29 protein-coding genes are annotated in these 25,591 nt (G+C 69.5%); 10 read left to right on the top strand and 19 right to left on the bottom strand.

Translation table 11 applies throughout. From position 1 onward, the window contains the following. Positions 1-43 precede the first annotated feature (43 nt). Together hemW and DAETH_RS01685 are read right to left on the bottom strand one after the other, a co-directional pair. Entirely contained in the window at positions 44-1,204 is a 1,161-nt protein-coding gene (hemW, locus tag DAETH_RS01690) for a radical SAM family heme chaperone HemW (RefSeq protein WP_264776222.1), read from the bottom strand. 62 nt (positions 1,205-1,266) lie between these two features. Continuing rightward, positions 1,267-1,755, bottom strand: coding sequence for a hypothetical protein (locus DAETH_RS01685; protein WP_264776221.1), 489 nt, complete (start codon positions 1,753-1,755; stop codon positions 1,267-1,269). 40 nt (positions 1,756-1,795) lie between these two features. Between DAETH_RS01685 and DAETH_RS01680 the strand changes: the two genes are divergently transcribed. Together DAETH_RS01680 and DAETH_RS01675 are read left to right on the top strand one after the other, a co-directional pair. Then, positions 1,796-1,957 (top strand): hypothetical protein, encoded by a 162-nt coding sequence (locus tag DAETH_RS01680; protein ID WP_264776220.1) that lies wholly within the window; start codon positions 1,796-1,798, stop codon positions 1,955-1,957. After that, complete coding sequence (locus DAETH_RS01675; protein ID WP_264776219.1) at positions 1,954-2,268, top strand: hypothetical protein; 315 nt, start codon at positions 1,954-1,956, stop codon at positions 2,266-2,268. The genes DAETH_RS01680 and DAETH_RS01675 overlap by 4 nt, the downstream gene beginning before the upstream one ends. 84 nt (positions 2,269-2,352) lie before the next feature. Here DAETH_RS01675 and DAETH_RS01670 read toward each other — a convergent pair whose 3' ends face one another. From DAETH_RS01670 to DAETH_RS01650, 5 genes are all read right to left on the bottom strand, one after another. Further along, entirely contained in the window at positions 2,353-3,150 is a 798-nt protein-coding gene (locus tag DAETH_RS01670; protein WP_264776218.1) for an AIM24 family protein, read from the bottom strand. Positions 3,151-3,183: 33 nt separating this feature from the next. Further along, positions 3,184-4,344: a DUF418 domain-containing protein gene (locus tag DAETH_RS01665; RefSeq protein ID WP_264776217.1), complete on the bottom strand. Its 1,161-nt coding sequence runs from the start codon at positions 4,342-4,344 to the stop codon at positions 3,184-3,186. A gap of 51 nt (positions 4,345-4,395) precedes the next feature. Continuing rightward, a protein-coding gene (locus DAETH_RS01660) for an ISNCY family transposase (RefSeq protein WP_406585092.1) occupies positions 4,396-5,894 on the bottom strand; the annotation gives its coding sequence in 2 pieces (ribosomal slippage) (positions 4,396-5,037 and positions 5,040-5,894; 1,497 coding nt in all). A gap of 508 nt (positions 5,895-6,402) precedes the next feature. Continuing rightward, positions 6,403-6,762 (bottom strand): MliC family protein, encoded by a 360-nt coding sequence (locus DAETH_RS01655; protein ID WP_264776216.1) that lies wholly within the window; start codon positions 6,760-6,762, stop codon positions 6,403-6,405. 104 nt (positions 6,763-6,866) lie between these two features. Further along, positions 6,867-7,223, bottom strand: coding sequence for an MliC family protein (locus DAETH_RS01650; RefSeq protein ID WP_264776215.1), 357 nt, complete (start codon positions 7,221-7,223; stop codon positions 6,867-6,869). A 71-nt stretch (positions 7,224-7,294) separates the two neighbouring features. Between DAETH_RS01650 and DAETH_RS01645 the strand changes: the two genes are divergently transcribed. Together DAETH_RS01645 and DAETH_RS01640 are read left to right on the top strand one after the other, a co-directional pair. Continuing rightward, positions 7,295-8,035 (top strand): GNAT family N-acetyltransferase, encoded by a 741-nt coding sequence (locus tag DAETH_RS01645; RefSeq protein ID WP_264776214.1) that lies wholly within the window; start codon positions 7,295-7,297, stop codon positions 8,033-8,035. A gap of 58 nt (positions 8,036-8,093) precedes the next feature. Further along, complete coding sequence (locus tag DAETH_RS01640; protein ID WP_264776213.1) at positions 8,094-8,981, top strand: phosphotransferase enzyme family protein; 888 nt, start codon at positions 8,094-8,096, stop codon at positions 8,979-8,981. Positions 8,982-8,984: 3 nt separating this feature from the next. On the opposite strand, the gene DAETH_RS01635 is transcribed toward DAETH_RS01640, so the two are convergent. Together DAETH_RS01635 and DAETH_RS01630 are read right to left on the bottom strand one after the other, a co-directional pair. Continuing rightward, positions 8,985-9,890 carry a P1 family peptidase gene (locus DAETH_RS01635; RefSeq protein ID WP_264776212.1) on the bottom strand — a complete coding sequence of 302 codons (906 nt, stop codon included), beginning with the start codon at positions 9,888-9,890 and terminating at the stop codon, positions 8,985-8,987. Positions 9,891-10,005: 115 nt separating this feature from the next. Beyond that, on the bottom strand, positions 10,006-10,674 hold the full coding sequence (locus DAETH_RS01630) for a response regulator transcription factor (protein WP_102127617.1): 669 nt from the start codon (positions 10,672-10,674) through the stop codon (positions 10,006-10,008). 238 nt (positions 10,675-10,912) lie between these two features. Between DAETH_RS01630 and DAETH_RS01625 the strand changes: the two genes are divergently transcribed. Next, entirely contained in the window at positions 10,913-11,284 is a 372-nt protein-coding gene (locus DAETH_RS01625; RefSeq protein WP_264776211.1) for an MmcQ/YjbR family DNA-binding protein, read from the top strand. Between the two features lie 120 nt (positions 11,285-11,404). On the opposite strand, the gene alaS is transcribed toward DAETH_RS01625, so the two are convergent. From alaS to DAETH_RS01610, 3 genes are all read right to left on the bottom strand, one after another. Further along, positions 11,405-14,365 carry an alanine--tRNA ligase gene (gene alaS, locus DAETH_RS01620; protein ID WP_264776210.1) on the bottom strand — a complete coding sequence of 987 codons (2,961 nt, stop codon included), beginning with the start codon at positions 14,363-14,365 and terminating at the stop codon, positions 11,405-11,407. A 150-nt stretch (positions 14,366-14,515) separates the two neighbouring features. Then, positions 14,516-15,067, bottom strand: coding sequence for a hypothetical protein (locus DAETH_RS01615; RefSeq protein ID WP_264776209.1), 552 nt, complete (start codon positions 15,065-15,067; stop codon positions 14,516-14,518). Between the two features lie 126 nt (positions 15,068-15,193). Further along, positions 15,194-16,228: a response regulator gene (locus DAETH_RS01610; RefSeq protein WP_264776208.1), complete on the bottom strand. Its 1,035-nt coding sequence runs from the start codon at positions 16,226-16,228 to the stop codon at positions 15,194-15,196. A gap of 98 nt (positions 16,229-16,326) precedes the next feature. On the opposite strand from DAETH_RS01610, the gene DAETH_RS01605 reads away from it, so the two are divergent. Beyond that, positions 16,327-17,853: an amidohydrolase gene (locus tag DAETH_RS01605; protein WP_264776207.1), complete on the top strand. Its 1,527-nt coding sequence runs from the start codon at positions 16,327-16,329 to the stop codon at positions 17,851-17,853. Then, a complete protein-coding gene (locus tag DAETH_RS01600) occupies positions 17,850-18,368 on the top strand; it encodes a hypothetical protein (protein ID WP_264776206.1) in 519 nt (172 codons plus the stop codon). The genes DAETH_RS01605 and DAETH_RS01600 overlap by 4 nt, the downstream gene beginning before the upstream one ends. A 69-nt stretch (positions 18,369-18,437) precedes the next feature. Here the strand turns inward: DAETH_RS01600 and DAETH_RS01595 are convergent, their stop codons facing one another. The 3 genes from DAETH_RS01595 to DAETH_RS01585 all read right to left on the bottom strand — a co-directional run bounded on the left by DAETH_RS01595 (position 18,438) and on the right by DAETH_RS01585 (position 20,842). After that, entirely contained in the window at positions 18,438-19,172 is a 735-nt protein-coding gene (locus DAETH_RS01595) for a YebC/PmpR family DNA-binding transcriptional regulator (protein ID WP_264776205.1), read from the bottom strand. A 489-nt stretch (positions 19,173-19,661) separates the two neighbouring features. Beyond that, a complete protein-coding gene (locus DAETH_RS01590; RefSeq protein ID WP_264776204.1) occupies positions 19,662-19,853 on the bottom strand; it encodes a hypothetical protein in 192 nt (63 codons plus the stop codon). Between the two features lie 71 nt (positions 19,854-19,924). Continuing rightward, positions 19,925-20,842 (bottom strand): alpha/beta fold hydrolase, encoded by a 918-nt coding sequence (locus DAETH_RS01585; protein WP_264776203.1) that lies wholly within the window; start codon positions 20,840-20,842, stop codon positions 19,925-19,927. 86 nt (positions 20,843-20,928) lie between these two features. Here DAETH_RS01585 and DAETH_RS01580 point away from each other — a divergent pair, with 86 nt between their 5' ends. Further along, positions 20,929-21,207: a hypothetical protein gene (locus DAETH_RS01580; RefSeq protein ID WP_264776202.1), complete on the top strand. Its 279-nt coding sequence runs from the start codon at positions 20,929-20,931 to the stop codon at positions 21,205-21,207. An 8-nt stretch (positions 21,208-21,215) separates the two neighbouring features. On the opposite strand, the gene DAETH_RS01575 is transcribed toward DAETH_RS01580, so the two are convergent. Further along, entirely contained in the window at positions 21,216-21,485 is a 270-nt protein-coding gene (locus DAETH_RS01575) for a hypothetical protein (RefSeq protein WP_264776201.1), read from the bottom strand. 71 nt (positions 21,486-21,556) lie between these two features. Between DAETH_RS01575 and DAETH_RS01570 the strand changes: the two genes are divergently transcribed. Beyond that, a complete protein-coding gene (locus DAETH_RS01570; protein ID WP_264776200.1) occupies positions 21,557-22,504 on the top strand; it encodes a metallophosphoesterase family protein in 948 nt (315 codons plus the stop codon). Between the two features lie 56 nt (positions 22,505-22,560). Here the strand turns inward: DAETH_RS01570 and DAETH_RS01565 are convergent, their stop codons facing one another. Beyond that, positions 22,561-23,421 (bottom strand): sulfurtransferase, encoded by an 861-nt coding sequence (locus DAETH_RS01565; RefSeq protein ID WP_264776199.1) that lies wholly within the window; start codon positions 23,419-23,421, stop codon positions 22,561-22,563. 118 nt (positions 23,422-23,539) lie between these two features. On the opposite strand from DAETH_RS01565, the gene DAETH_RS01560 reads away from it, so the two are divergent. Next, on the top strand, positions 23,540-23,986 hold the full coding sequence (locus DAETH_RS01560) for a SufE family protein (protein ID WP_264776198.1): 447 nt from the start codon (positions 23,540-23,542) through the stop codon (positions 23,984-23,986). Positions 23,987-24,262: 276 nt separating this feature from the next. Here DAETH_RS01560 and rdgB read toward each other — a convergent pair whose 3' ends face one another. Then, positions 24,263-24,841 carry an RdgB/HAM1 family non-canonical purine NTP pyrophosphatase gene (gene rdgB, locus DAETH_RS01555; protein WP_264777365.1) on the bottom strand — a complete coding sequence of 193 codons (579 nt, stop codon included), beginning with the start codon at positions 24,839-24,841 and terminating at the stop codon, positions 24,263-24,265. A gap of 40 nt (positions 24,842-24,881) precedes the next feature. After that, positions 24,882-25,583 carry a hypothetical protein gene (locus DAETH_RS01550; RefSeq protein ID WP_264776197.1) on the bottom strand — a complete coding sequence of 234 codons (702 nt, stop codon included), beginning with the start codon at positions 25,581-25,583 and terminating at the stop codon, positions 24,882-24,884. Positions 25,584-25,591 lie beyond the last annotated feature (8 nt).

Here is a 25,591-nt window from a genome sequence, read left to right as displayed (position 1 = left end):
GACGGGAGGGCGCCAGTAACCTGCGCCTAAAGTCGTGAAGGGTTCATTGACGACTGGAAGTGGTAGATGCGGCGGGCGACTCCTCCAGAAAGTCCGTGATGACGCGATTGAGGCTCCACCACCCCTGCGGCGTCGCGCGCAGCCGCCCGCCCTCCAGGGTCAGCAGGCCCCGTCGCACGTTCGCCGCGATGGGCCCCGCGTAGGCCGCGCGCACGTCGAGCCCCGCGCGGCGCGAGAGGTCGGCGAGGTCCACCCCCTCCCGCAGCCGCAGCCCCATGAAGAGGGCGTCGGTCACGAACTCGGCGGGGTCCACGTCCTGCACTTCAGGTTTCTCGCCCGCCAGCCAGTCGTGGAGGTGGGGATTGGTCCAACGGCGGGAGAGCAGGCCGTCCCCGGTCGCCGGGAAATGGCCCGCTGCCCCCGGCCCGAGGCCCAGGTACAGGCGGTTGTGCCAGTAGGCGAGGTTGTGCCGCGACTCCTCGCCGGGGCGCGCGTAGTTGCTGACCTCGTAGCGGGTGAAGCCAAGGGCAGTCAGCAGGGCCTCCGTGCGCTCAAAGCCCTCACGCTCGTCGTCCTCCTCGACCGTCACGCCCCGGCGGGCGAACTCGGTGCCGGGCTCAATGGTCAGGGTATAGGCGCTCACATGCCCCACGCCGAGGTCCACCAGGCCGCGAACGTCCGCTTCCAGGGGCTGCCCCGGCACGGCGGTGATCAGATCGCCGCTGACCCGGAAGCCCGCCCCGAGCAGGGTGGTTACGGCCTCGCGCGCCTGGGCGGCGTCGTGCTGGCGGCCCAGGAAGAGCAGCGTTGCGTCGTCGAGGCTCTGCACGCCGACCGAGGCGCGGCCCAGGCCGAGGCCGCGCCAGTGGGCCGCGCGCTCCCGCGACACCGTGCCCGGGTTCACCTCCAGCGTGTTCTCGACCCGGCCCCAGCCGAGGTGACGGTGGATGCTGCCCACCAGCGCCTCCAGCTCCGCGTCCCGCAGGAAGCTCGGCGTGCCGCCGCCCAGGTACACCGTGTCGAGGTCCACCGGGTACTCGCCCGACAGCCGCGCCGCCTCCGCCTCGATGCCCTCCAGGTAACGCTCGACCAGCCCGGCCCGCCGGGTGAGGACATGGAAGTCGCAGTACGGGCAGATGCTCGGGCAGAAGGGCACGTGCACGTACAGATGGCGCACGGTGGAGTCGGGAAGGGGGGCGGTCACGCGGGAAGTGTAGGGGGAGGCGGGAGGAAACGTGCGGTACACGGTCGCTTTTGGGCCCTCCCCTATCGCCCGTGCGGGGTGGCGTCCATCCAGGCTTCCAGGGCGGCACACACCCCGTCCGGCGCGGTGACGACGACGGGGACCCCGGCCCCGGCGACGGCACTTGCGGCCTCGGACTCGCCCGCCCCGTCCGCGAGGGGCAGGGCGGAGTGCCAGGCCGGGTACTCGCCCCCCTCCTGGTACGGGGCGCCGTCCAGGTCGTCTACCACGCGCTCCGGGACGGACACGGCGGGGCCGGAGGCGAGGGGGCGCCCCGCGACGACGAGCACCCCACGCGGCTCCAGTTCGCGCAGGGCGGCGAGGAGGGGGGTCAGGCCGTCGTGGACGAGGAAGTCGGCGCGGCCCTTGCCGTCGAGGGCCGTGAGCCCGGCGGGCACCCCGGCGGCGAGCCCCGGCGGTGCGGCCACCAGCCAGCGGTGCCCCCCGACCCGCCCCTCGAAGCTCGCGCGGACCGAGCCGTAGATGTCTGTCCAGGTGCCCGTATGCCTCATCGGGGTCAGGATAACGGGGCGGGGTGAAATACTGCTCGCCATGACGGGCGACCCCCACCCCCTGGAGGCCCTGCGCGCCCAGGCCGCCGTGACTCCACCCGCCCGGGTGCGTGCCGAGCTGGAGGGGCAGGGGCCGCCTACCGGGCCCTCCTCGCCCCCGGAGGCTGGGGAGCCGGGGCCGAGGACACGCTGCGGCGCGTGATCGGCATGGAGCGCAAGATGGGCATGGAGATGCGGATCGGGCTCGGCGACCACGCGGCCCATCTGCCCTACCGCCGCACCGCTCCGCTGGCAGAACTGGGGCTGCCCGAACTCCTGGAGGAGACCCGCGCCACCCGCGCCGGGACGCTGGACCTGCTGGGCCGTGTGCTGGCCGCCCCGCCGAGCGTGCGCGTCTGGACCTTCGGGGAGGAGGCCGAACCGGCGGTGTACCTCCTCGCGCTGCGCGGACGGCTGGAGCGTCTGGCGACGGTGGTGCGGGAGGCCCGGCTGGGGACGGACACCCCAGGCTGACCAGATCTGGAGGAGCAACAAAAAAAGCGCCCGAACCGGACGCTGATGGGAAAAGGATAGCGTGGGATCCACCCGGCGTCAACTCTATGCATCCAGCGTCGGCGTGAGGGCGGATGGAAGGCGCAGCGGCAGGGTGGGGGCGAACCACACGCGGCCGCTGCCCCGGTACACCTGCACGAAGCCCTCCCCGGTTCGCCCGCTGCCGAGCAGGCCCCGGCTACTTTTCTCGACACTGAAGGTCAGGCCGCCCGTGTACGCCACGACGAGGTTGCCGTCCACCTTCAGGGTCTCGTTCCGCAGGTCGAGCACCTGGAATTCGTCAGGGTGGACGGGGCTTTGCAGGGCGAAGACGCCCGTGCCCGAGAGCTTGGGCTGCACCCGCCCCTCCCCGCTCCCGAGGGCGGCGGCGAGGCCCCGGTTGACGTGCCGCCCGACCGTCACGTCCCCGGCGCAGGCAACGAAGGCGCCGTCGTCCACGATGACCTCCTCACCGCGCAGTTCGCCGAGCAGGAGGTGCAGCCGCGTGAGCTCGGTGTGGATCACGCCCGTGCCCCGGTAGACCGTCTTGTACAGACCCTCCCCCGTCGCCGCCGCCGTGACCGCGCCGCGCAGGAAGCCGCCCAGCCCGCCTCCGCCCCCGCCCGTCAGGCTCGCGCCGAGTTCGATCTCCCCGCGCAGCGACTGGAGGGCACCGGGTTCGAGCACCGCCGTGCCGCCCCCCAGGTGCAGGGTGAGTTGCCGCCAGGGCGCGGGGCGGGTCAGGGGTTGGAGGTACCCCTCCAGCGGGGCCTCGGTGGGGTGGGCAAGGTGCTCGACGACCTCCAGCCGCGCGCCCTCGCCACCGGTTTCCCGCACCGCCTTGGCCTTCCAGATGAATTCCATGCCGGGAGTACGCGCCCGGCGGGCACCGGGTTCCTAGCGCCGGGCGCGGCCGTACACCAGGGCCCGGGTGAGGGCCTCCAGCGGTCCCGTCCCGAAGCGGCGCAGCACCCACGCGCTCAGGGGCACCTGGGCGAGGCCGACGGCGAGGGCGAGGAGCAGGGCAGCGGCGGCGCCCCAGCGCCCGTACTGCGCGCCCGCGTAGGGGTAGAACACCGTCGTCATGATCAGGCTCTGGGCGATGTAGTTGCTCATGGCGAGCCGCCCGCTCGCCGCGAAGGCCCTCAGGGGTCCCAGCCGCCCCCGCGCCGCGAGGAGCCCCAGCACCCCGGCGTACCCCAGCGCCGTCGTGAGCCCACCCCCCATGCGGACGGGGATGGCGAGGAGCCCGGCGGTCTGGGTGCCCCAGGTGTTCAGCCACGCGAGGAGCACGCCCAGCGGCAGGCCCACCATCAGGCCGTACACGGCGAGGCGGCGCAATAGGGGAAGGTGGTCCCCCGGGCGCGTGAGCAGCCCGACCCGGGAGGCGGCGGCCCCCAGACAGAAGAGGGCGACCAGCCACAGGCCGTTGTACACGCTGCCGCCGATCAGGTTGGATTGGAATTCCGCCGCCCGCTCGGCCACCACCTGCGCGTACGTCATGCCCGGCGCGAGGTCGGGCAGCCCGTCGAACCGGGGCCTGACCGGACCCGCCAGGGTGCCGAAGCCCGCCAGGAGCCCCAGCAACAGCCACCAGCCCCCCAGCGCCCCCGCGACGGCGACGAGTTCGCGCGCCGTCATCCGCACGATGAGCAGCAGCGCGACCGCCAGCAGCGCGTAGTTGGAGATGATGTCGCCGTGCCACACGAACACGAAATGCGCCGTGCCGATCACCAGAAGCACGGCCAGGCGCCGCAGCAGCGTCCCCGCCCCGTGCCGCGCGAGCAGCCCCGCCGCCCCCCACCCGAACAGCATGGCGAAGAGGCTGATCGCCCGCCCGTTCACGAAGATGTCCGTCAACGTCTGCACGATCCCGTCCAGGCCCCGTTGCTGCCACTCGCGGAAGCCCGCGAAGGTCTGCACGTTCACGATCAGGATGCCCAGCAGCGCGACCCCCCGCAGCACGTCGGGAAGGGCCGCCCGCTCGTTCACCCCCACCGGACGCGGCGGACCGGTCTCGGGGGCGGGGGCCTGGTCCGGGAGCGAGGGGAGGCTCATGGGCGCAGGCTAGCGCGCGGGCCGCCCGCCCGGTGCGGGCAATAAAAAAACCTATGACGGCAAAGGGGGCTTGAGGAGGCGGGCTTCCAGGGCAGCAAGGTACTGGTCAGGAGAACGGCGGAAGCGGAGTTGCTGTCGTCGTGCCTCATGTCGGGCTTCCAGCCCAGCCCGGAGATGACGCCAGGCCGTGAGGCAGCGAGGCCGGAGATCAGGTCCGACGGGCGGTTGGAGTCGGGTGCCGAAGGCCGCGACCAGACGAACTTGCCCACGGATCACGGTGCTGGGCGAGGCCACCTTGCGTCCGGCGATACGCCGCTCGTGGTACCGAGCGGCGCCGAAGAACTGCTCCAGATCGTTGTTGGTGCGTGGCAGGCCAGGCAGGCTGTAGGTGTGGAACAGGTGCGAACGATAGCTGGCAGTCACCTTCAGAAAGTGCCGCAGGGCGTCGTGAAGCGAACCGTTCCGGTTCGCTTCACGTTCGATCCGCTGCAAGACGGTCTCGAAGCGCCCCTCCACCTGCTGGGCCGTGCCCTCCTCCGCGTTCTGAAGTACCTGAGCTGCTTGGGACACCAGGCGGTAGGCCCGGTCGATTTCCGGCCACCCCGCATCGCTGCGCTCCAAAGCCCGCTGGAGATGAACGTGCAGCCGTCGCAGCTCGGGGTCTACGGGTTCTTGCGCCCCTTTTTCGCCGTGATCACACGCGCCAAGGACCCCTCGACTTCCTGGATGCGGCGTCGGAGTTTGAGGCCGCTCGCCGCCAGCGGCGGGCGGCCATCATCGGTCAAGGCACCCCGAACCGCCAGGCAATAGTCCAGCAGCACCCGGGCGGGCAAGTCCGTGCGGACCTCCAAACTGCGTTCCAGCTTGCGAACGCCCCGCAACTCCCGTTTCAGTTGCACCTTGGCGTGTCGGTCAGCTTCGAAGACCGGACGGGCCGCCTCACGTAGATAGTGAAACTGGCAAAGTTGGTGCGGGACGCCAGGGAGCACCTGAGCGATGGTATGGCGAATGGCGTGTTGACCATCGCTGATCACACCAATGATCGGGAGGCCCTCCCCGAGGGCCTCCTTCACTTCCTGAATCAGCGGCGTCAGTTCCGCTTCACCGCCCCCCAGCAGGGCACGTGCCAGCAAGACTTCCCCCGACAGCACATCCCGCAGCACCCATAACACTTCATGGCCCACGTCGGGCTGGAGACCATCCAGAGCGAGGATGACTTGCCCCTGGGCACGCAGCTTCTCCCGTAGTCGGGTGGCGTCGGTCAGGCGCAGCGCCAGCAGTTCTTCGTACCGATGCAGCAGATGGGTGACGTTCCGCTCGCTGACCTCCACCTCGCGGTCCAACAGGACCGCGTGAATCTCCGGCACCGAACGATGCTCGCTGTACCGCAGCGCCCCGATCAACGCCAGAACGTCCAGCCCGTATTCGGAACGGGGTAACGCCAGGGCCCCTTCGGCTTCGGGCCGAAGGGGCTGTCGGTACCTCGCACACTCCGGATGACGGCACTGCCGAATTTTGAGGATGTACTGCACCGCCCCATGAAGCGTCATCAGGCGTCGGCTGTTGTGGTACGCCAGTGTCGTGGACTGCCCACAGGTCGGACAGGTCTCCGTTTCACACCGCAGGACTTCGGTTCGTGGGGCAGGCTCACGGGCATCTCGACGCGCCAACCGGCACCTCCGCCTCCCCAGCTTACCCTCTCAAGCCCCCTTTGCCGTCGTAGAAAAAAACCCGCCTCTCAGGCGGTGATGAGGAAAGAATAGCGTGGGATGCAGTGGCTGTCAAACTTATGCATCGGAATCGGGCGAAGGTCCGGAAAGCCAGGGCCAGGACGCCGTTTTCCAACCCCGGTTCAGGCTCCGGCCGGAAGTAGCCCCCGCGCAATCCGCGTCGGGAACGGCGAGCGCTTTCAAGACGAGTGCTTTCAAGAAAAGCGGCCGCCGTGCCTGTTCCCCAACGAGAGCGTCCAGCGCAGACGGCCTCCTTTCGCCCGGTTGGAGCCTGTCCAGCGAAGGCACTTGGGTTTTCGACCAGGGTCTCCCACAATCGGTCGCAGGTTCAGTTGACCTGCACACAACCTCTCAGGGCGAGCCTGCCGCTGCGGGTCTCCTTCATGGAGGCGACCCCGCCGTTGCTGACCCAGGCGAAGCCGCCGCCCTGGTACAGCACGCCCCCCGCTCCGTCCGCTTGACTCAGGACCCGCGTCTGACCGGCGAACTCCACCCGGGCCCGGTCGGGCAGCAGCGTCACCTGCACGCGAATGCCCCCCTGGCAGCGGAAGGTGGCCCGCCCGAGCACCTGGTCTCCGCCCGCCGAGGAGGCGACGGCGGGGCCACCGTCGGCGAGGGCCGTCCCGCCGACTGAAAGCAGGGCCACCGGCAGCAAGCCAACACGGAGGAACGCGGCGAAAGAAGTCATAAGCCGAGTATTTCACACCGGATGAGCGCCGCTCAACAGGGGAAGTTGCGGGCAGGCTCATGGAGGCGACCTGCCCGCGACGGGGACGCGCGGTCCCCTGCGCCTTAGTTGACGCGCACGCAGCCGCTGACGGGCAGTTCGCCGCTGCGGGTGTTCTTCATGTAGGCGACCTTCCCATTGTTGACCCAGGCGAAGCCGCCGCTGCGGTAGCGCACGCCGCCCACGCCGTCCGCCTGGTTCAGCACCCGCGTCTGCCCGGCGAACTGCACCAGGGCACGGTTCGGCATCCGGGTGACCTGCACGCGAATGCCGCCCTGGCAGCGGAAGACGACCCGCTCGATCACCCGGTCGCCGCCCGCCGAGGCGAGGCCGGGCGCACCGTCGGCGAACGCCGGGCCGCCCACCGGGAGCAGGGCCATCAGACAGAAGCCAATACGCGAGGCCGCAGCGTGAAGGTTCACACGGGGAGTATCCCACATCGGGGCGCATCGGTCACGGGCCCCGGCGGGGACGCGCCGGGTACGCTGGGGCCATGTCTGCCCCGCCCCCCGACCTCCTGCCCCGCCTCGCCCGCGCGGAGGCGGCGGGGCACGCCCGCTACGGCCGGGAGGGCGCCGTGGCCCGCTTCGGCCCCCTCGTCGCCGTCCACGCCGGGCCGGACCTGCCCGTGGACACCGCCTGGCACGACGGCACGGAGGGGCTGACGGAAGCCGATCTGGACGCCTTCGAGGCCTTCAGCGCCGAGCACAGGCAGCCTGCGACGCTGCACGTCCTCTCGCACGCCGCCCCGCCCCTGCTCCCGCTGCTGAGGGCGAGGGGGTACGCGCTGGACCACGTTCTGCACGTCTACACGCGCGATCTGACCGCCCTGCCGCCCGCTCCTGCCCCCACCGTCCGCGAGGAACCTGACCCGGAGCTTTGGGCCGACCTCTCCGCACGCGGGTTCGGGCCGGGCACGGGGGCGATCATGCACTGCGTGGCCCATGCCGCTGGAACCCGGCGGCTGGTGGCCGAGGTAGACGGGCAGCCCGCCGGGACCGCCGCCCTGAGTGTGACCGAAGGCGTGGCCGCGCTCTACGGGACCTCCACCCTGCCTGAGTTCCGGGGCCGGGGGGTGCAGACGGCCCTCCTCGCCGCAAGGCTCTATCTGGCCGCCCGCCTGGGGGCCGACCTCGCCAGCGTGTTCGTGACGCCGGGGAGCGGCAGCGAACGCAACGTGCGACGCGCCGGGTTTGCGGTGGTGGGGGCGCGGCTGACGTTCGTGTGGGATTGAAGCTCTCCTCCGCCATCACGCGGAGGCGTAGGTGACGCTCGGCGGCGAGACTGCGGTCATGGAACCTGCCGACCTGATTCGCCTCGCCCTCCCGTTGTACAGCCTCAGCAATTCAGCCTTCACGGTTCTCCGTAGGCTGGGAGACGTCGTGGCACGGGTGGACACACCGGCTGGCCCAGTAAGCCTGCGCGTCTGCACGGCGGGGACAGTGGCAACACGGCTTACGGAGGTGAGCGCTTTCCAAAATGCCGCTGCTGGGGCAGGCTTGACCGTTCCTCGCCGTGAGGCGGCCCGCGCCCTGATCCTGCCCGACGAAACGCCGCGCTGGACTGTCCTCTCGACCTGGGTGGATGGGGAGGCTCCTCGTCCGGTGACCGCCGACCTCGTGCGAAAGTTGGGGCGGGAAACGGCCCGCCTCCACGCGCTCGACTTCCGTCCTCCCCAGAACTGGGGCGGCCCTGTGTATGACACGACTTGGCTGCGTACGTGGTGGAGAGATGAGGCCCCACGTTATCTCAGCGAGGCTGACCAAAGGCGGTGCGCGCTCGCGGTGGAGCGGACCGCTGCGTTCATGGAAGCACACGCGCCAGCAGCGCGGGTCATCCACTCGGACCTGCACTTCGGCAATGTGCTACTGACCCCGGACGGCCAAGTCGCCGTGCTCGACTTCGACGGGTGTGCCGTGGCTCATCCCGCCTTCGACCTCGCGCTCACCGAGAGGGAATTGCTCGACTACCCGGACGCCCCAGCGTTGACGGCGGCCTACCGGGAGGGCTATGCGGCGGAATCGGGGCGGCCCTTCCCAGGGGAAGCGGCAGAGGTGTTCGGCGTCGCCACGGGAACGGCCTTTCTGGAGTGGGTGTACGGGAGCGTTAACCCGGAGGTCCGCGCCCAGAAGGAGCGGTGGGTGCCCTCGCTGCTGGATGACCTCGCGCTCAACGGGTGAAGATCAGCCTCCTGCGTTTGCCCTCCGCACCGCGTCGCGCACTGAGGCGCAGACGGCCTCCTGCACGAGGGCGCCGAGCAGCATGGGGTCGGCGGGCGGCAGGACGCACGAACTCAGCACGAAGGCGCTGTCCCCGTCCCAGAAGGTGTGGCTGGGGTGGATGACCCGGCCCAACGCGGTCTGAGCGGCGTCGGCGAGGCGGCGGGCGTCGTTCTTGGTGAGCGTGTGCTCGGTGGCGACGGCGACGAGGGTTGTGCTCTCCACGTCCCCGGGAGTGAAGGCGACCGCCCCCGGCCCCACACCCGGCCCGGCGAGCACGCCGCCCCGCTCGTCGAGCACGTCCCCGATGGGGTTGACGACCGCCAGCGCCCCCACCCGGACCCCGTGCCGCTCCACACACACGCTGCCCAGTCCCCCCGGCACGGTGAACTCCTGCCCCAGGTACTTGCCCGCCGTCGCGCCCGTGCCCGCGCCCACCCGCCCGCGCTCGACCGGGGCGTTCGACGCCGACCGGGCCGCCGCCTCGCCCTCCTGCTCGCCGGGGCGGGCCCTGGGATCGCCCACCCCCAGGTCGTAGACCACCGCCGTCGGGACGAGGGGCACGCGGGCCCAGGGGGTCTGATGGCCGACCCCGCGTTCTTCGAGCACCCGCACCACGCCCGTCGCCGCCGCGAGGCCGAAGGCGCTGCCGCCCGTCAGGAGCAGGGCGTGGACCCGCTCCACCTTCTTCTCGGGGGACAGCAGCACCCCCTCGCGGGTGCCCGGGCTGGGCCCCAGGAAGCTCGCCGAGGCGACGGCGCCCGCGTCGGGGCAGAGGATCACCGTGCAGCCCGTGCAGCCCACGGGGTCGGTCCAGTGACCCACGCGAAAGCCGGGAATGGCGGTGAGGGTGGAGTTGGGCAGGGTCATTCCCGCATTGCGGCACGCCGGGCACATGGCCGGGGAGATTCCGAAACGACGGCGCCCCGAGGACTCCCCCGGGGCACTCCTGCTGACCACTGACGGCTGAGAGCCGACCGCTTCCCTACGGCGTCTTGAGCGCGTACCCGATGCCCCGCACGGTGCGGATGATCCCGTACCCGTCGAGGTCGCGCAGCTTGGCGCGCATGTTCGCCATATGCACGTCCACCACGTTGGAGTTGCTGGGCAGTTCACCGTTCCACACCTCGCGCTCGATCTCGGCGCGCGAGTACACCCGGCCCGGCTGGCGGGCGAGGAAGGTCAGGAGGTCGAACTCCTTGGGCGAGAGGCGGACCTCGTGGCCGTTGTAGTGGCACAGCCTCTTCTGCGGGTGGATTTCGAGCGCCCCGATAGAGATGACCTCCCCGTGCTGCTGGTGGCGAAGCTGCACCTTGACCCGGGCGACGAGTTCCTCCGGGTGGAAGGGCTTGGTCATGTAGTCGTCGGCGCCCGCCTCCAGCAGGTTCACCTTGCGGTCCACGGCGTCCATCGCGGTCAGGATGATGATGGGCACGCTGCTCGTCTTGCGCAGCCGCCGGGCGATCTCGGCCCCGTCGAAGTCGGGCAGGCCGAGGTCGAGGATGACGAGTTCAGGGCTGTTCTCGCGGGCGCTCGTGAGGCCCGTCACCCCGTCGGGGGCAGTCAGCACCTTGTACCCGGCCTGCTCCAGCTCGTACTGGACGACACGGGTGATGTCGGGGTTGTCTTCAATCAGCAGAATGCGTTGGTCCATGAGGTGTGCTTCTCCCGGCAGCGAGCCTGTTTCCCGTCATCGTAGGGGCCGGGGAGAGGCGCGCGGGACCTGTCCCGGTTTATGCTCCCTTAATGGCGGAGCCCAAAAATAGCGATTGGGAGGGGGTTTTCGGTTTTTATGAGTGCTACTTTTCCCTATTCCCAACCTTGAGCCGGGGCTCCCGCCCGGCCCCCTCCACGCCCACCGGCCACTTCCCGGAACTGGCTATGCTACCCCCATGCGTTCTATCGGCGAGCTGCGAGCGGCGGCGGCGGCCCTTCCCCACTCGCGGGAGACCTTTCCCTTCGACGAGACCACGCTGGTCTTCAAGGTGGGCGGGTCCGGCAGTGGCAAGATGTACGCCCTCACCGACATCCTCGCCGACCCGCCGAGCCTGTCCGTCAAGGTGAAGCCCAAACGCGGCGAGGAACTGCGCGCCGAGTACACTGCCATTGCCACCGGGTATCACCTCAACAAGCGCCATTGGGTGACGGTCACTCTCGACGGCACGGTGCCGGACGCGTTGCTGCGGGAGCTGCTGGCGGGCAGCCATGCTCTCGTCGTGCACGGCCTGACGCGGGCCGAACGCGCGGAGTTGGGGCTGTCGTAAGAGGGGTGGTATCGGAGAACGTGCGCGTCCCTCTCTCCCGGGCCGCACGACAAAGGAAAGGAGCCGGAGCACCGGCCCCAGCTTCCTCCCCCTCCCTGCCCGTTCTCGGTTTCCAGCGGGCTAGAACGCCGTCTCCAGGGCCCCCAACGCCGCTTCCGGGTTCTGAATGCCCGCCTGCGCCATGTCCGGTCTGCCCCCACCCTTGCCCCCGGCGGCGGCGGCGAGCTTACCCACGAGTTGCCCAGCGTGCGCCCCCCGGCCCACCGCGTCCTTCGTCGCCTTGATCACGAGACCCTTGTCGCTGGCAATCACGGCGAGGTCGGCTCCGCTTCCGTCCAGGAGCTTGTCGGCGGCCCCGCGCAGCTCGTTCCCCTCGATGCCGGAAAGCCGCAGCGCCGCGACCTTGAAGCCGCCCAGTTCGCGCACCTGGGAGCCCGCGCCGCTTCCCCCGCCCATCTGCGCCTCGGCGAGTTGGCGGCGGACCTGGGCCGCCTCCTGCTGGGCGGTCCTCAGCGCGGCCTGCAAGCCCGACACGCGCGCCTCCAGACCGTCCAGGTTGGTGTTCAGCAGTCCGGCCACGCGCCCCGCCGTGTTCAGCCGCTCGCGGACCCAGGTGCTCGCCGCCTCGCCCGCCAGCGCCTCGACCCGGCGCACGCCCGCCGCCACGTTCTCGTCGGACACGACCACGAAGGCGCCGATGTCCCCGGTGCGGCGAACGTGCGCGCCGCCGCACAGCTCCTTGCTCGTCACCGTCCGCCCCTCGAAGGGCACGCCGCCCTCCACCGTCACCACCCTCACGGTATCGCCGTACTTCTCGCCGAAGAGGGCCGTGGCACCCGCCGCCCTTGCCTCCTCGATGGGCATCTCCCGCCACGTCACCGGGAAGTTCGCCGTCACCCAGCGGTTCACCAGCCGCTCGACCGCCGCCACTTCGTCCGCGCTCAGGGCCGCGCCGTGCGTGAAGTCGAAGCGCAATCGGTCCGGGGCGACGAGCGATCCCGCCTGCCGCACGCCCGAGCCCAGCACCGCGCGCAGGGCCGCGTGCAGGAGGTGGGTGGCGGTGTGGTGCCGCTGGATGGCCTGCCGCTCCGGGGCGACGAGGGCGCGCACGGTCAGGCCGGGCGTCAGGGTCCCCTCCTCCACCAGCACGTCATGGAGGAACACCCCGCCCGGCGTCTTGCGGGTGTCGCGGACCGCGCCCCGGCCTCCCTCCCACTCCAGCACGCCCGTGTCGCCCACCTCGCCGCCGCCCTCCGCGTAGAAGGGCGTGCGCGAGAGCACGACGGTCGCCTCGCTGCCCCCCGTCAGGTGATCGAGACGTTCCCCAGCGCCGACGACGGCCAGCACCTCGCCCTGCGTGTCGAGGTCGTCATAACCGACGAACTGTGTCGGGGGCAGCCCCTCCAGCGCCTCCTGCCCGCCGCCGAAGAGTTCGGACTTGCCGTACTTGCTCCCGGCCCGCGCGAGTTCCTGCGCTTTCTCCAGGCTCTCGGCGTACCCGGCCTCGTCCACGCTGACGCCGTACTCCTCGGCGATCTCTTTGGTGAGGTCGAGGGGAAAGCCGTAGGTGTCGTAGAGGGTGAAGGTCTCTAGTCCAGAAAGTGTAACTTCTGAAGGGTTAATGCTTGCACCGGTAGAAAAAATAACGCTTACACCGGAAAACCTATTTCCAGTTTTATAAGGAGCAAATAGATCGTCCTCTACATCCTTAAGAAGCACTCGGGCGACATACTCACGCTCATCTCCAGGTTGGCCTTTGAAGGAGGGACGATAGCTCTCAATGAGCCACTGAGGAAGATGGTCACGTACCCAAACGAAGGCTTCTTGGCTAGTCACAATGCTCGCATCTTCGAACGGCGTGACTCCACCCTTGGAGACGTTGCTATAGCGCTTCAAAATATTCGTCAGTAGGGTACGTTCTAGCCTCTGGATACCACCTTCCAGCGTCCTGAGGAACCGCTCCTCCTCCGCCCGGATCGCCGCCGTGACGCGCGCCTCCTCCTGCACGAGTTCGGGGTAGGCGCCGCCCATCCCCTGCACGACGAGGGGCACGAGCTTGTAGAGCGTCGGCTCGCGCAGGCCGAGGAGGTAGGCGTGGCGGGAGGCGCGGCGCAGAATCTTGCGGATCACGTAGCCGCGCCCGGTGTTGCTCAGCGCTACCCCGTCCGCCACCGTCATGCTCACGCTGCGGACGTGCTCGGCGACGACGCGGTGGGAGAGGTTCTGGGGCCCCTCGTAGGGCTTGCCGCTCAACTCCACGATGCGCGCGATGATGGGCGCGAATACGTCGTTGCTGTAGAAGTCGTACACGTCCTGCACGACCGTGGCGATGCGCTCCAGCCCCATTCCGGTGTCGATGTTCTTGAACGGCAGGTCGGCGAGGACGGGGGTACCGTCGGGCTGGGGGTCCTGGCGGTCGTACTGGGGGAAAACGCAGTTCCAGATTTCGAGGAAGCGTGCAGACTCACGTGTCTGGGCATAGTCCGCCCAGGTGTCCTCACCGTACCTCGGGCCCCGGTCGTAGAAGATTTCGGAGCACGGACCACAGGGACCGTTGGGCCCCTTGGCTGGCGCGTCGGCGGGCCAGAAGTTCTCATCGGCGCCGAAACGCAGGATGTGCCCCTCGGGCAGCCCGATCTCCTGCGTCCAGATTTGGAAAGCCTCTTCGTCGTCCTCGTAGATCGTCGCGTACAGCTTTGCAGGGTCCAAGCCCATCCACTCCGGGCTCGTCAGAAACTCCCAGGCCCAGGTCAGCGCCTCGCGCTTGAAGTAGTCCCCGAAGCTGAAGTTCCCGAGCATCTCCAGCAGCGAGCAGTGCCGCAGTGTGCGGCCCACGTTCTCGATGTCGCCCACACGGAGGCACTTCTGCGCGGTCGTGACCCGCTTGCTCTCGCCGTAGCCCGGAAACTTTGCCGGAGCGCCCATGAACTGCGGCTTGAAGGGCTGCATCCCCGCCACGGTAAAGAGGGTGGTGGGGTCGGGGGCGATCAAGGAGTGGCTGGGCAGGCGCAGATGCCCTTTGCTCTGGAAAAATTGAAGGTACTTCTCCCGAATCTGGGAGGTGGTGAGGGGCGCGGTCATGGCGGAGAGTATATCGGCGGGGGTGGGCGGCAAATCCGCCACCAACACGCTTGGGCGTGCGCCGGATGGCTGAGGTTCCTTCCCCTCTCCCGTCCAAAGCACGACAAAAAGAGGCGAAGCCGCGAGCCTCGCCCCTGAAGAAACTCCGTCCTAAACGAACTGGCCCCCGTGCCGGGCTGCTGCCGCCGCCACCGCGTCCGCCGGAACCGAATCCTCGACGGCGACGGCGCGGCCACCGCCCGCCATGCCGCTGCTGAGACGGTCGTGCTGCTCACCGGTCACGTCGTGGGAGCCGGTCGTGTCGCCGACTCCCCCGGTGCCCTCTGCCGTCCCCGTGCTCGCCACGGCCCCCGCCACCGCGCCGAAGCCGCCGCCGACCGCCGCCATCCCCAGGATGACGGGCAAGGCCAGGCCGCCCGTCGCCACCGTCGCCACGGACCCGATCACGCCGATCACCGCCCCGGCCGCCGCACCCACACCCGCGCCCGCGACGAGTCCCACCCCGGCCTCGTTGGCACTTCCCACGTCGTCCGCGCCCGCCGGGGCAGGGGGCGCGGGGGTCGTCTCCGGCTGCCGGATGGCGCCGGCGCCCCGGCGGCCCACCGTGACCTGGCCGACCTGGGGCTGGATGAGGCCCTGCGCGCGGAGGTCGGCGATGAAGGCGTCGGCCGCCTCCTTGCTGGGGAAAAGAAGGTGCTTCACAACCGGCAGTCTGCGGCCGGGCCTCCGGGGAGGGGTGAGAGGGTTGTCAAGTCCGGTTGGGGATCGGGAGACCCACGCGGGCGGGCGGGTCCTACCACTCCGCCCGCCCGCTGCCTGCCCGGAACGTCAGTCCAGGTCCACCGCCCACCACGCTTCCCTCTGCGCGGCGAGGCGCGAGCGGGGATCGCCGATGGTGCTCAGCGCCTGGGTCAGGCCCTGCCAGTCACCCTCGCTCATGGGGTCGATGGCCAGGGCGCGTTGGTGGAACTGCGCGGCGTCCTTGGCGCGTCCGGCGGCGGCGGCGGCCTTGGCGGCGAGGCCGAGCACGCTGAACTGCTTTTGCTCCAGCCGGGCGCGCACGTCGTCCACCCAGGGGCTGTCGGCGCCGGGGAGGAAGTTGCCGTACATGCCGACGAGTTCACGCAGTTCCTCCAATCCCAGCGCACCCTGCTCGGCCTGCGCGGCGAGGAGCTCAAAACGCGACACGTCGTAGGTGGGGTTGAGGTCGGCGGCGAGGGCATAGCGGCGGTTGGTGCTCACGACGGCCTCGTTGCTCAGGCTGCGGCGCAGGCGGTGGAGGGTGGTATGGAAGAGGCTGCTCGCCCGCGCCTCGTCCTTTTCGGGCCACAGCGCCTCGGCGGCCTCCCAGGAGGTCACCTCCTTGTGTTCCAGCAGGTAGAAGAACAGTTCGAGCGCCTTGCGCGACACCCACGAGACGGCCGCCCCCTGCCACACGACCTGCGCGGTGCCGAGCGCCCTCGCCTCCATCGCGTTCTCGCTTTGCAGCGACAGGCCCGCGCGGCGCAACCGGGCGTCCACGGCGGTCGTCAGGTCCTGGGGGGTGAAGGGCTTGGGCAGGTAGTCGTCGGCGCCGAGGTTCATGCCCCGACGAACGTCGCTGCGCTCGGCGTGGCTGGAGAGCAGCACGAAGGGCAGGGCGTTCAGTTGCGCGTGCGTGCGAACCTGCTCCAGAAACTCCAGGCCGGTCATGTACGGCATCACCACGTCGCTGATCACGAGTTCGGGGGTGAACACCTTCAGGAGGTCGAGGGCCTCGACGGGATGGCGGCTGGTGCGGACTTCGTGCCCCGCACGGGTCAGGATTACGCTGATGAGTTTGAGGATGGCGGCGTCGTCATCCACCACGAGGATGCGCGGCATGGAAGACAGTCTAACCAGTCCGTGAGAATTATGGATGGAAAACCCGTCATTTTTCATCGGACCTTTGCCCGACCACTCGACTCGTCTAGGCTGGAGGCATGACCGGACGCCCAGCCTCCGAACTGACGATCCTCCACGCCCGGACACTGACGCTCGACAGCACGCAGCCGGAAGCCCAGGCCGTCCTCGTCGGCGGCGGCCGGGTGCTCGCGGCCGGGACACGGGAGGAGGTCTCAGCCCTCGCCCCGCGCGCCCGGGTGCTCGACCACCGCGACCTGATCCTGACGCCGGGGCTGGCGGACGCGCACATCCACCTCGTTTCGTACGGCTTCTCGCTCTCCGAACTCGGCCTGCATGGGGCAAGGAGTGTGTCGGAGGTGCAGGCGCGGGTGTTGCAACGGGCGATCAACACTCCTGCCGGAACGTGGATTCGCGGCGGCGGTTTCCTGCTGAGCGAACTGGGGCTGGGCGAGTACCCCACGGTCCGGGCCCTCGACGAGGTGAGTCCCCACCACCCCGTCCTGCTGTACTCGCGCGACCTGCACCTCGCCTGGGCGAATTCGCTCGCGCTGCGGCTGGCGGGCATCTCCGAAACGACCCCGGACCCGGAGGGCGGGGTGATCGTCCGGCCCCTGGGCACCCTGCTGGAGAACGCGACCGAACTCGTGGCGAACGCGATGCCCGTCCCCAGCGAGGCCGAATACCTGCGGGCGGCGAAGGCGGGGGTGGACGACCTCGCCTCACGCGGGTACGTCAGCGCGCACACGATGGCCTTCGAGTCCCCGGAGGCGCCGCGCGCCCTGCAAACGCTCGCCACGCGGGGAGAATTGCCGTTGCGGGTGTGGGCCAGCCTCCCCCACGAGCGGCTGGGGCACGCGCGGGACCTGGGTGTCGGACACAGTGTTCCCAGGGGGGGGCCAGGCGCCCTCTTCCAGTGGGGCGGGGTCAAGTTCTTCGCGGACGGGGCGCTCGGCAGCCGCACCGCCTGGCTGCACGCCCCCGGCTTCGCGGACGGCAGCGGCACGGGCATTCCACTCGACTCGCCCGAACTCATCCGCGACCTGGGCATGGAGGCGCTGCGGCTGGGCCTTTCGCCCGTCACCCACGCCATCGGCGACCGGGCGAATACCGAGGTGCTGGACGCGTACGACGATCTGCGTGACCTTGCCGCCCAGAAGAACGTCCCCCTGCGGATCGAGCACGCCCAGCACCTTCGGCCGGACGACATCCCCCGCTTCCAGGGCATCGCGGCGGGAGTGCAGCCCATCCACCTGCACGCGGATGGGGCTCTCATCCGCTCCCTGCTGCCGCACCTCGCCGGCACGAGCTACCCCTTCCGCAGCCTGCGGGACGCCGGGGCGATCCTGGCCTTCGGGTCGGACGCGCCGGTCGCCCCGCCCGAGTACCGCGCCAACTTCGCCGCCGCGATCACCCGCCGCGACGACGAGGGCCACCCCCTCGCCCAGCACGAGGCGCTGACCGAGATGGACGTGCTGTGGGCCCACACGCGCGGCCCCGCCCTCGCCGCCGGGTGGGACGACGAGGGAATCATCCGGCCCGGGGCGCGGGCGGCCTTCACCCTCTGGGATAGGCTGGGGGGGAACGCGCGGGCGCTGGTGCTGTGAAGTACGAACTGCGCTGGCCGCCGAACGGACGTGAGGTTGATGTTTGGCTGGACGAACTGCCTACCGAGAGGCTTACAACGGTGGACCCCGAGCCAATAACGTTCCCAGCAAATGTACTCTGTTCGGAACGAACGGCGGCGCTGAGTCAATGGTTCCCGCTTAACGTGAACCGTTACGGACTGCTGGGCGGCACCTTTGTCCCGCATCGGGAGGCAGTATTCCTCCTGCACCTGCCTGTACCCGTCGTCGACGCCCTTTCACCATACCAGGAGCCTTACCGCCGCCCCGGCCTACCTCAAAAATTTCAGGCTGCTGTCGTGGACGGAATCACCCACGACTTAACCACCTTGCCCTGCGGCTCGCTTTATCTACGTGCTGCGGCTCATGACGTGGTCGGTTCAAGTCAAGTGGGATTCAAGATGCTCAGCATGTCGCTTATGGACTTACGGTCGTTACCAGGATGGGATGGGGCAGTGGTGGCCTCCGGCGATTGGTTCGTTCCACCACTTCGTTGAAATTCGGGAACTTACAAAAAGCGCGGCTGGGCGACAACTCGTGCCCAGCCGCGACTTTTCAACTTGCGCCTACGCCTCCACGCCCTCCGGCAATTCCGCGTTCGAGTACACGTTCTGCACGTCGTCGAGGTCTTCCAGCGAGTCGATCAGGGTCATCAGCTTACGCACGTCGCCCTCGCTCACCGCGACCGTGTTCGTGGGGATCATGGTGATCTGCCCGCTCTCGGCCTTGAAGCCCGCTGCCGCCAATGCGTCCTGCACGGCGTAGAGGTCATTCGGCGCGGTGCTGATCTCCAGCCCGTCCTCGGACTCCTGAATGTCCTCGGCGCCGTTCTCGATGGCGGCCTCCTGGGCAGCCTCGGAGGCGTCGGGGAGGAGGATCACGCCCTTTTTCTCGAACTGCCAGGCGACCGAGCCGCTGGTGCCGAGGGAGCCGCCGCGCTTGTTGAAGACCGAGCGGATGTCGGCGACGGTGCGGTTCACGTTGTCGGTCAGCGTCTCGATGAAGATCGCCGTGCCGCCGGGGCCGTAGCCCTCGTAGGTGACCTCCTTGTACTCGGCTGCGCCCTCGGCCGCGCCCGCCGCGCGCTTGATCGCGTTCTCGATGTTGTCGGCGGGCACGGTGTCGGCCTTCGCCGCCGCGATGGCGTTCTTGAGGCTGAGGTTGGCCGCCGGGTCGCCGCTGCCGCCGCTCCTCACCGCCGCCTGAATAGCGCGGATGTGCTTGGAGTAGATCGCACTCCGCTTCTTGTCGTTCGCGCCCTTCTTGCGCTTGATCTGTGCCCACTTGCTGTGACCGGCCATGTTCAGTGTCTCCTTGCTGTGTTCCGCATGGGAAGCGCGCTCACCCAGGAACGGGGGCGCGTTGCATAAGCCATTGTATCGCGGCCCGTCCGGTACACTCCGGGAGTCCGGTGACGGGCGGGAAGCATGACAAGCGGGGAAACGACCGGGGCGCACGTCAGCCCACGACCTCACCTTTCAAAAGGGAAAGGAAGTGGCCGGACGCCCTGGATCAGAGGGTGTCCGGCCCGGTGAACTTATGCCGCAACGTAAGTCTACCAGAACGCACGCCCAGAAGAAACGCAAGGCCAAGAAACGACAGAAGCGCCCCCAGGCGTGGAAGGAGTGGATCGGCCTGGTGTCCCTCCTCCGGAGTGTCTTCCGGTTCTTATGGGAGCAGGTCCACAGGGGTCAATAACAACCTCTGACTGGGTGAAAGCCCCTCGTTCACCCCGCTGAAGTGCCCACCGCCCCCGCCGGGCGGTTTTTTCTTGCCGCTGCCTCTGACCCTCAGCCGTCCTCGTTGTCGGGTTCCAGAGCGGGATGAGCGACCGGCTGGAAGCGGGCGTGGTCCTCCGTCGGCGTCAGGTTCTGGCGCTCGTCACCCTCCGGTCCGGTGTCCACGCCGCTGATGACGACCTCACCCCGGCCCCGCTCGCCCTGCGTTTCCTCGCCGTGCGCGCCGCCTGGAATCTGGGTCATGCGCCAGGGTACGGCACAGACGGGCCGGTGTGGTGTGGGCGGCGCAGGAAAAGGCCCCGCCCGCACCCGCCTCAGCGTGTCAGGGCCTCCTCCAGCGCCTCGGCGAAGGCGTCCTCGTCGTCGAGCCAGGGGTAGTGCCCGGCGTCGAGAACGGTCACGTCGGCATCCGCGAGGTCGGCGAGCCACTGGACCTGCTCGGGGTAGCTCGTGCGGTCGTGGACCCCGGCGATCACGAAGACGGGGCGGCGCAGTTCGGCCAGGAAGGGCGGGTACTCGAACTCCCACAGGCCCTGGTTCACAAGGGCTTCTTGCACCTCACCGCCGCCCACGAGTTGCCCCTCGGCGTCGGCGAACTCCTGGCGCATCCGGCTCGCGGCGTCGCGGAATTGCAGGGTGTTCAGCAGGTCGCGGGCGTTGAGGAGCCCAAAGGCCGCCTCCACCCGTGCCTCCCCCACCGGGGCGTACTCGCCTTCCGGCGTCCGGGCACGCACCTCAGCCGCCGGGTCGTCGAGGGGCACGCCCCGCCGGGCGCTCGCCTCCGCGAGCAGGGTCAGGGCCAGCTCCGGGAAGTGAAGCCAGGGGTTGACGACGACCACGCGCGCCGTGCGGGTCGGCCAGCGCCGGGCGTACTCCAGCGCGACGAGGGCGCCGAAGCCGTGCCCCAGCGGCACGATGCTTTCGGCCCCCAGATATTCCCGCACGGCCTCCACGTCAGCGACCAGGGTGTCGAGATCGAGGGTGTCGCCGCCTTGATCGGTGTCGGCGAGGGCTCCGCTGCGCCCCGAGCCGCGCTGGTCGAGGTACACGACGCGGCGGTCTTCGAGCCGCTCGCCGAAGAGAGTGCGGAAGGCGTAGGAGTTGTAACCGGGGCCGCCGTGCAGGAAGACGACGGTCGGCTCGCCCGGCGGCGGGTCTTCCGGGCCGGTCACCTCGAAATACAGGTCCGCGCCGTTGAGGCGCTCTAAGGTGGGCTCGTCCTGCCAGGTCATGCGGGCATTGTAGGAGGGGAGGATGACGGCAGAGCAAAGAGGCACCGTCGCGGCGTGAGCCCCGGGCCCTGGGTTACCCTGCCGCCATGACCGACGCCACACCGCAGGGCATCGCCTTCACGCTCGACGGGGTGGACGACCTGACGTTTACCCGCATCCTGCGTGACGTGATGCAGGACAACGCTTTCCGCCGCCCCCTCCAGATTCAGGCCCAGGAACCGCGCCCCGGCAGCCCCGCCCGCCTGACGCTGGTCTTCCGCCCCGCTGACCGGACGCGCGCCATCGAGGCGATGCAGCGCCTCAAGACCGTCCTGCTGCGTCACGGCGTGCAGGTGGACTCGGTGCGGGTGCCGGGCGGGGACTGACTCCGGGGTCAGCTCTCGGTGTCCGGGTTCAGGCCCTCGGCACGTTTGAGGGTGTGGGTAGTCTCGACCTCGTCCTCTCCGCCTCCACCCAGCAGGGCCGTCACCTCGGCGGCGTTCAGGTGGTCACCGGAGGGAGTGGGCACCCCGGAGGCCGGGCGTGTGGCGAAACCGGCGGGGGCGTCGCCCTGCTCGGCGGTCTGGTCGTCCGTCTGCGGCTCGCTGCGGACGGCCAGGGTGGGGTTGACGGGCAGGGCGTCGCGGTCGTCGTCGGAGGTCATGCCCCAGCGTGGGCCGCCCCTGTCAGGGGAAGCTGCCGGTTCGCTCAAGGTTTCGTGATGAAGTGAGGGGGATGCGCCGAGTCCTGCCCCTCCTCCTCGCCCCCCTGCTTGTCGCCGCCGCGCCGACTCGGACGACCCCACTCCGGCTCGTCATCCTCAGCGACTTCAACGGTTCTTACGGCAGCACGACCTACCCGGCGGCCTTGACCCGCAGTGTCGCCCGCATCGTGCGCGAGTGGAAGCCGGACCTCGTGCTCTCGGCGGGGGACCTGATCGCCGGGCAGAAGGTTTCGCTGACCGACGCGCGGGTACGGGCGATGTGGGCGGCCTTCGAGCGAGACGTGCGTGCGCCGCTCAGTCGGGCGGGCATTCCCTTCGCCTTCACCCTGGGAAACCACGATGCCTCTCTCGCACGGGACCGGAGGCTGGCCGCCGAATACTGGCGGGGGCACGCGCCGGGACTGGACTACGTGAACCGGGCCGACTTCCCCTTCCGGTACGCCTTCACCTTCGGCGGGCACAGGCTGTTCGTGGCCGTCCTCGACGCCAGCGGACCGAACGTGGGGGCGAATCAGCGCGCGTGGCTCGCCCGGCAACTCGCCACCCCCGAGGCGCGGAAGGCAGGTATCCGGCTTGTGGTGGGCCACCTCCCCCTCGCGGGCGTGAGCGGGGGGAAGAACAAACCCGGCGAGGTCATCCGCGACCCCCTCCCGCTGCGAAAGGTCATGGAGGAGGGCCGAGTCCTCGCCTACGTCAGCGGTCACCACGCGGCCTTCTACCCGGGACGGCTGGGTGGGCTGAACGTCCTCGCCAGCGGGGGCATCGGCGGTCGGGATTACGTGGGATACCCGGGGACGGCGCGCAGCACGGTCACGCTGCTCAGCCTCGACACAACGGAGGGCTCGGCCACCTTCAAGACCTTCGCCGCGGACACGGGGGCGGAGATGAAGACGGCCTCGCTTCCCACACGGCTGAACGGACTCGGCGGGCCGCTCGTGCGGGTGGAGGAGTTGAAATAGAGGGAGGCCGGGAACGCCACCCACTCGCGCCCCCGGCCCTCTGCCCTTCCCTCGGCTTACGCCTCCTGGTACGTCTTCTCGATGGGCATTCCGACCGCGTTGCCCCACTCGGTCCACGAGCCGTCGTAGTTGCGGACCCTGGGGTAACCCAGCAACTCGCGCAGCACGAACCACGAGTGGCTGCTCCGCTCGGCGATGCGGCAGTAGGCGATCACGTCCTTGTCGGGGGTGACGCCCTCACCCTCGTAGAGCGCCTTCAGCTCGTCGGCGGTCTTGAAGGTACCGTCCTCGTTCGTGGCGCGGGCCCAGGGGATATTCGCCGCGCCGGGGATGTGGCCGCCGCGCAGCACGCCCTCCTGCGGGTAGTTGGGCATGTGGGTGACCTTGCCCGAGAACTCGTCGGGGCTGCGGACATCCACCATCGCGCCCCCCCCGGACCGGACAGTCTCGATGTGCGCCTTCACCTCGTCGCGGTAGGCGCGCAGGCTCTCGTCGCGTTTCAGGGCCGGGTACTGGGTGGCTTCAAAGCTCGGCGCGTCGGTCGTCAGCTCTCGGCCCTCGGCGACCCACTTCTGGCGCCCGCCGTTCATGAGCTTCAGGTTCTGCACGCCGTTGTAGCTCAGGAACCAGTAGGCGTAGGCGGCCCACCAGTTGCTCTTGTCGCCGTAGAGGACGATCTGGTCACCTTCCTTGAGGCCCAGACGACCCAGCAGGGTCTGAAGCTCCTCCGGCCCGATAAATTCGCGCATGACCGGGTCCCAGAAGTCCTGCTGCCAGTCCACCTTCACGGCGCCCTGGATGTGGCCGGTGTCGTAGAGCAGGATGTCCTCGTCCACCTCGATCAGGCGGACGCCTTCCTGGTTCAGGTTCTGGGCCACCCAGTCGGTGCTCACGAGCACGTCTTTCACGTAGTCCATCGTTTTGTGCCTCCTTTGACCTCGGGAATTCTAACGGGCCGGATAAGTCGTTGACCTTTTCGGTCAACTGGACAGGGCTCACCATACCGTCTGCGGGGGCGGGGGTACAGTTGGCGGTATGACCCAGCCCGCTCCCCTGCCCGAACGGCTCCAGAGCATCGTGAGCCTGTTCAAGTCCGCACCCAAGCCGCTGCGGCTCCAGGCTCTCCTCGAATACAGCCGCAAGCTGCCGCCCCTCCCCGAGAAGTACGTCGAGCACCCCGAGTTTCTGCAAGCGGTCCCCGAGTGCGCCAGCCCCTTCTTCCTGGTGACGGAGCAGGCGGAGAACGGGGGCGTCAACATGTACTTCAAGGTGCCCGAGGAGGCCCCCACCGTGCGCGGCTACGCGGGCATCCTGCACGAGGCGCTGCAAGGCGAGTCGCCCGAGACGATTCTGAACATCCCGGATCAGTTCTACATGGACATGGGCCTGTCCGAACTCATCACGCCGATGCGGCTGCGCGGCATGGGCGCCATCCTGATGCGCCTGAAAAATGACGTGCGGGAACACGCGGCGCAGGGGTGAGGGAAGACAGGAAGGGGGGCCGAGGCACCCAACCGCCCCGGCCCCTTTCTTGATGTGGAGGAGGGAAGGTCTTTCTCCCTCTCCCCTCGTGGGTGACTCGTAGAGCTGCAAAGCAGAGGGCCGGGGTGAGGGGGCGTGTGACCGGCTTTAACGCTACTTAGAAACCTTGCCCCATTTCTGGCCGCGCCACAGGTCGCCTGCGGTCACCCCCTCCCAACCTCTCGCGGTGCGAGCTGTCCCAGTCCCCCCTCAAGGGGGAGGAGCTAAAAGCACTCCCTACGACCGCACCCTCGCCCCGTGCGCCGCCACCAACGCCGCCAGCGCCAGGCCCCGGTGGCTGATCGCCTGCTTCTCCTCCAGGGTCATCTCGGCCAGGGTGCGGGTCTCGCCGTCGGGGACGAAGAGGGGGTCGTAGCCGAAGCCGCTCTCGCCGCGCGGGCCTTCGAGGAGGGTGCCCGTCATCTCGCCCCGGTACGTCTCCACCTGACCGTCGGGGGAGGCGAGGATGACCACCGAGACGAACTTCGCGCGGCGGTCCTTCACCCCGCGCAGCTTTTCGAGGAGGTAGAGGTTGCGCTCGTTGTCGTTGTCCCGGTTGCCGAAGCGGGCGCTGTAGACGCCGGGCTGGCCGTTCAGCGCCACGACCTCCAGCCCCGAGTCGTCGGCGAGGGCTGGCACGCCGCGCATGAGGGCCGCCGCACACGCCTTCAGGGCGGCGTTCTCCTCGTAGGTCGTGCCCGTCTCCTCGGGGAGGGGGAGGCCGCTTAGGCCCTCCAACTGCCAGTCCAGGCCGCCCAGCGCCTGCGCGATCTCGCGCACTTTCCCGGCGTTCCCCGTCGCCACCACCACCCGCATTCCGTCACTCGTCACGCCCCCGAGTGTAGGCCCTGAGCCATCACGCTTCCCTTTCACCCGTCAGGGGGAGGTCGGCTCTCACCCGCCACCGCTCCTCACCGTCGCGCTTCTCGAAGAGGGCGACGGAGCGGTAGGTCTGGGCGTGGTGGGGCGCGGTCAACGCCTCCAGCCGCTCCCGCAACCCCGCCGGGTCCTCGCCCCCGTAGGGCTGGACCAGGGTGAAGTGGGGCTGCCAGGAGTCCAGGCCGCGCGGCGTGTGCAGGAGCTGCATCCGCGCCCGCTCGAAGGGCCGGGCGTACTTGCCCTGTGCCACCTGCTCGTCGAAGGGCGAGGCGGTCACGAAGCGGGCCAGCCGCGCGAGGAGCAGGGTGTGGAGCACGACGAGCGGGACGTTCGCGTCGAAACGGTGGACCCAGGTCTCCCCGTCGTCCCAGACCTCGACCCGGCCCCCGGTGAGGGTGAGCACCGTGCCGGGCGAGAGGCAGGCGGCGCACGCCCGCGCCTCGGCCTCGATTCCCGGCCACCAGGCAGGATCGGTAAAAAAGCCCTCCACCACGGTCAGGTGAAAGCCGTAGGGTCCGGCGTCGGTTTGGTCCTGAGGGGTCAGGAAATCCGGCAGCGACACCTCCCGCCCCGCCCGCACGTCGAACCCCAGCAACGCGCTACCCGCCTGGTAGTACGGATCAGCCGCCGGGGGGCAGAGGTAGACGGCGAAACGGGTGCCGGAACGGGGATCAGTCATGTCGGGGC

The organism is Deinococcus aetherius (assembly GCF_025997855.1).
GTDB classification, from domain to species: domain Bacteria; phylum Deinococcota; class Deinococci; order Deinococcales; family Deinococcaceae; genus Deinococcus; species Deinococcus aetherius.
The sequence above is the reverse complement of the archived record's forward strand: the minus strand, read 5'-3'. Positions and strand labels throughout refer to the sequence as shown.

What these genes read in the sequence shown, in the direction of transcription:
- DAETH_RS01685 (WP_264776221.1), bottom strand. Translation starts at nt 1,755, where the DNA reads ATGAGGCATACGGGCACCTGGACAGACATCTACGGCTCGGTCCGCGCG.
- DAETH_RS01680 (WP_264776220.1), top strand. Translation starts at nt 1,796, where the DNA reads ATGACGGGCGACCCCCACCCCCTGGAGGCCCTGCGCGCCCAGGCCGCC.
- DAETH_RS01670 (WP_264776218.1), bottom strand. Translation starts at nt 3,150, where the DNA reads ATGGAATTCATCTGGAAGGCCAAGGCGGTGCGGGAAACCGGTGGCGAG.
- DAETH_RS01665 (WP_264776217.1), bottom strand. Translation starts at nt 4,344, where the DNA reads ATGAGCCTCCCCTCGCTCCCGGACCAGGCCCCCGCCCCCGAGACCGGT.
- DAETH_RS01655 (WP_264776216.1), bottom strand. Translation starts at nt 6,762, where the DNA reads ATGACTTCTTTCGCCGCGTTCCTCCGTGTTGGCTTGCTGCCGGTGGCC.
- DAETH_RS01645 (WP_264776214.1), top strand. Translation starts at nt 7,295, where the DNA reads ATGTCTGCCCCGCCCCCCGACCTCCTGCCCCGCCTCGCCCGCGCGGAG.
- DAETH_RS01640 (WP_264776213.1), top strand. Translation starts at nt 8,094, where the DNA reads ATGGAACCTGCCGACCTGATTCGCCTCGCCCTCCCGTTGTACAGCCTC.
- DAETH_RS01635 (WP_264776212.1), bottom strand. Translation starts at nt 9,890, where the DNA reads ATGACCCTGCCCAACTCCACCCTCACCGCCATTCCCGGCTTTCGCGTG.
- DAETH_RS01630 (WP_102127617.1), bottom strand. Translation starts at nt 10,674, where the DNA reads ATGGACCAACGCATTCTGCTGATTGAAGACAACCCCGACATCACCCGT.
- DAETH_RS01625 (WP_264776211.1), top strand. Translation starts at nt 10,913, where the DNA reads ATGCGTTCTATCGGCGAGCTGCGAGCGGCGGCGGCGGCCCTTCCCCAC.
- alaS (WP_264776210.1), bottom strand. Translation starts at nt 14,365, where the DNA reads ATGACCGCGCCCCTCACCACCTCCCAGATTCGGGAGAAGTACCTTCAA.
- DAETH_RS01610 (WP_264776208.1), bottom strand. Translation starts at nt 16,228, where the DNA reads ATGCCGCGCATCCTCGTGGTGGATGACGACGCCGCCATCCTCAAACTC.
- DAETH_RS01605 (WP_264776207.1), top strand. Translation starts at nt 16,327, where the DNA reads ATGACCGGACGCCCAGCCTCCGAACTGACGATCCTCCACGCCCGGACA.
- DAETH_RS01595 (WP_264776205.1), bottom strand. Translation starts at nt 19,172, where the DNA reads ATGGCCGGTCACAGCAAGTGGGCACAGATCAAGCGCAAGAAGGGCGCG.
- DAETH_RS01590 (WP_264776204.1), bottom strand. Translation starts at nt 19,853, where the DNA reads ATGACCCAGATTCCAGGCGGCGCGCACGGCGAGGAAACGCAGGGCGAG.
- DAETH_RS01585 (WP_264776203.1), bottom strand. Translation starts at nt 20,842, where the DNA reads ATGACCTGGCAGGACGAGCCCACCTTAGAGCGCCTCAACGGCGCGGAC.
- DAETH_RS01580 (WP_264776202.1), top strand. Translation starts at nt 20,929, where the DNA reads ATGACCGACGCCACACCGCAGGGCATCGCCTTCACGCTCGACGGGGTG.
- DAETH_RS01575 (WP_264776201.1), bottom strand. Translation starts at nt 21,485, where the DNA reads ATGACCTCCGACGACGACCGCGACGCCCTGCCCGTCAACCCCACCCTG.
- DAETH_RS01570 (WP_264776200.1), top strand. Translation starts at nt 21,557, where the DNA reads ATGCGCCGAGTCCTGCCCCTCCTCCTCGCCCCCCTGCTTGTCGCCGCC.
- DAETH_RS01565 (WP_264776199.1), bottom strand. Translation starts at nt 23,421, where the DNA reads ATGGACTACGTGAAAGACGTGCTCGTGAGCACCGACTGGGTGGCCCAG.
- DAETH_RS01560 (WP_264776198.1), top strand. Translation starts at nt 23,540, where the DNA reads ATGACCCAGCCCGCTCCCCTGCCCGAACGGCTCCAGAGCATCGTGAGC.
- rdgB (WP_264777365.1), bottom strand. Translation starts at nt 24,841, where the DNA reads ATGCGGGTGGTGGTGGCGACGGGGAACGCCGGGAAAGTGCGCGAGATC.
- DAETH_RS01550 (WP_264776197.1), bottom strand. Translation starts at nt 25,583, where the DNA reads ATGACTGATCCCCGTTCCGGCACCCGTTTCGCCGTCTACCTCTGCCCC.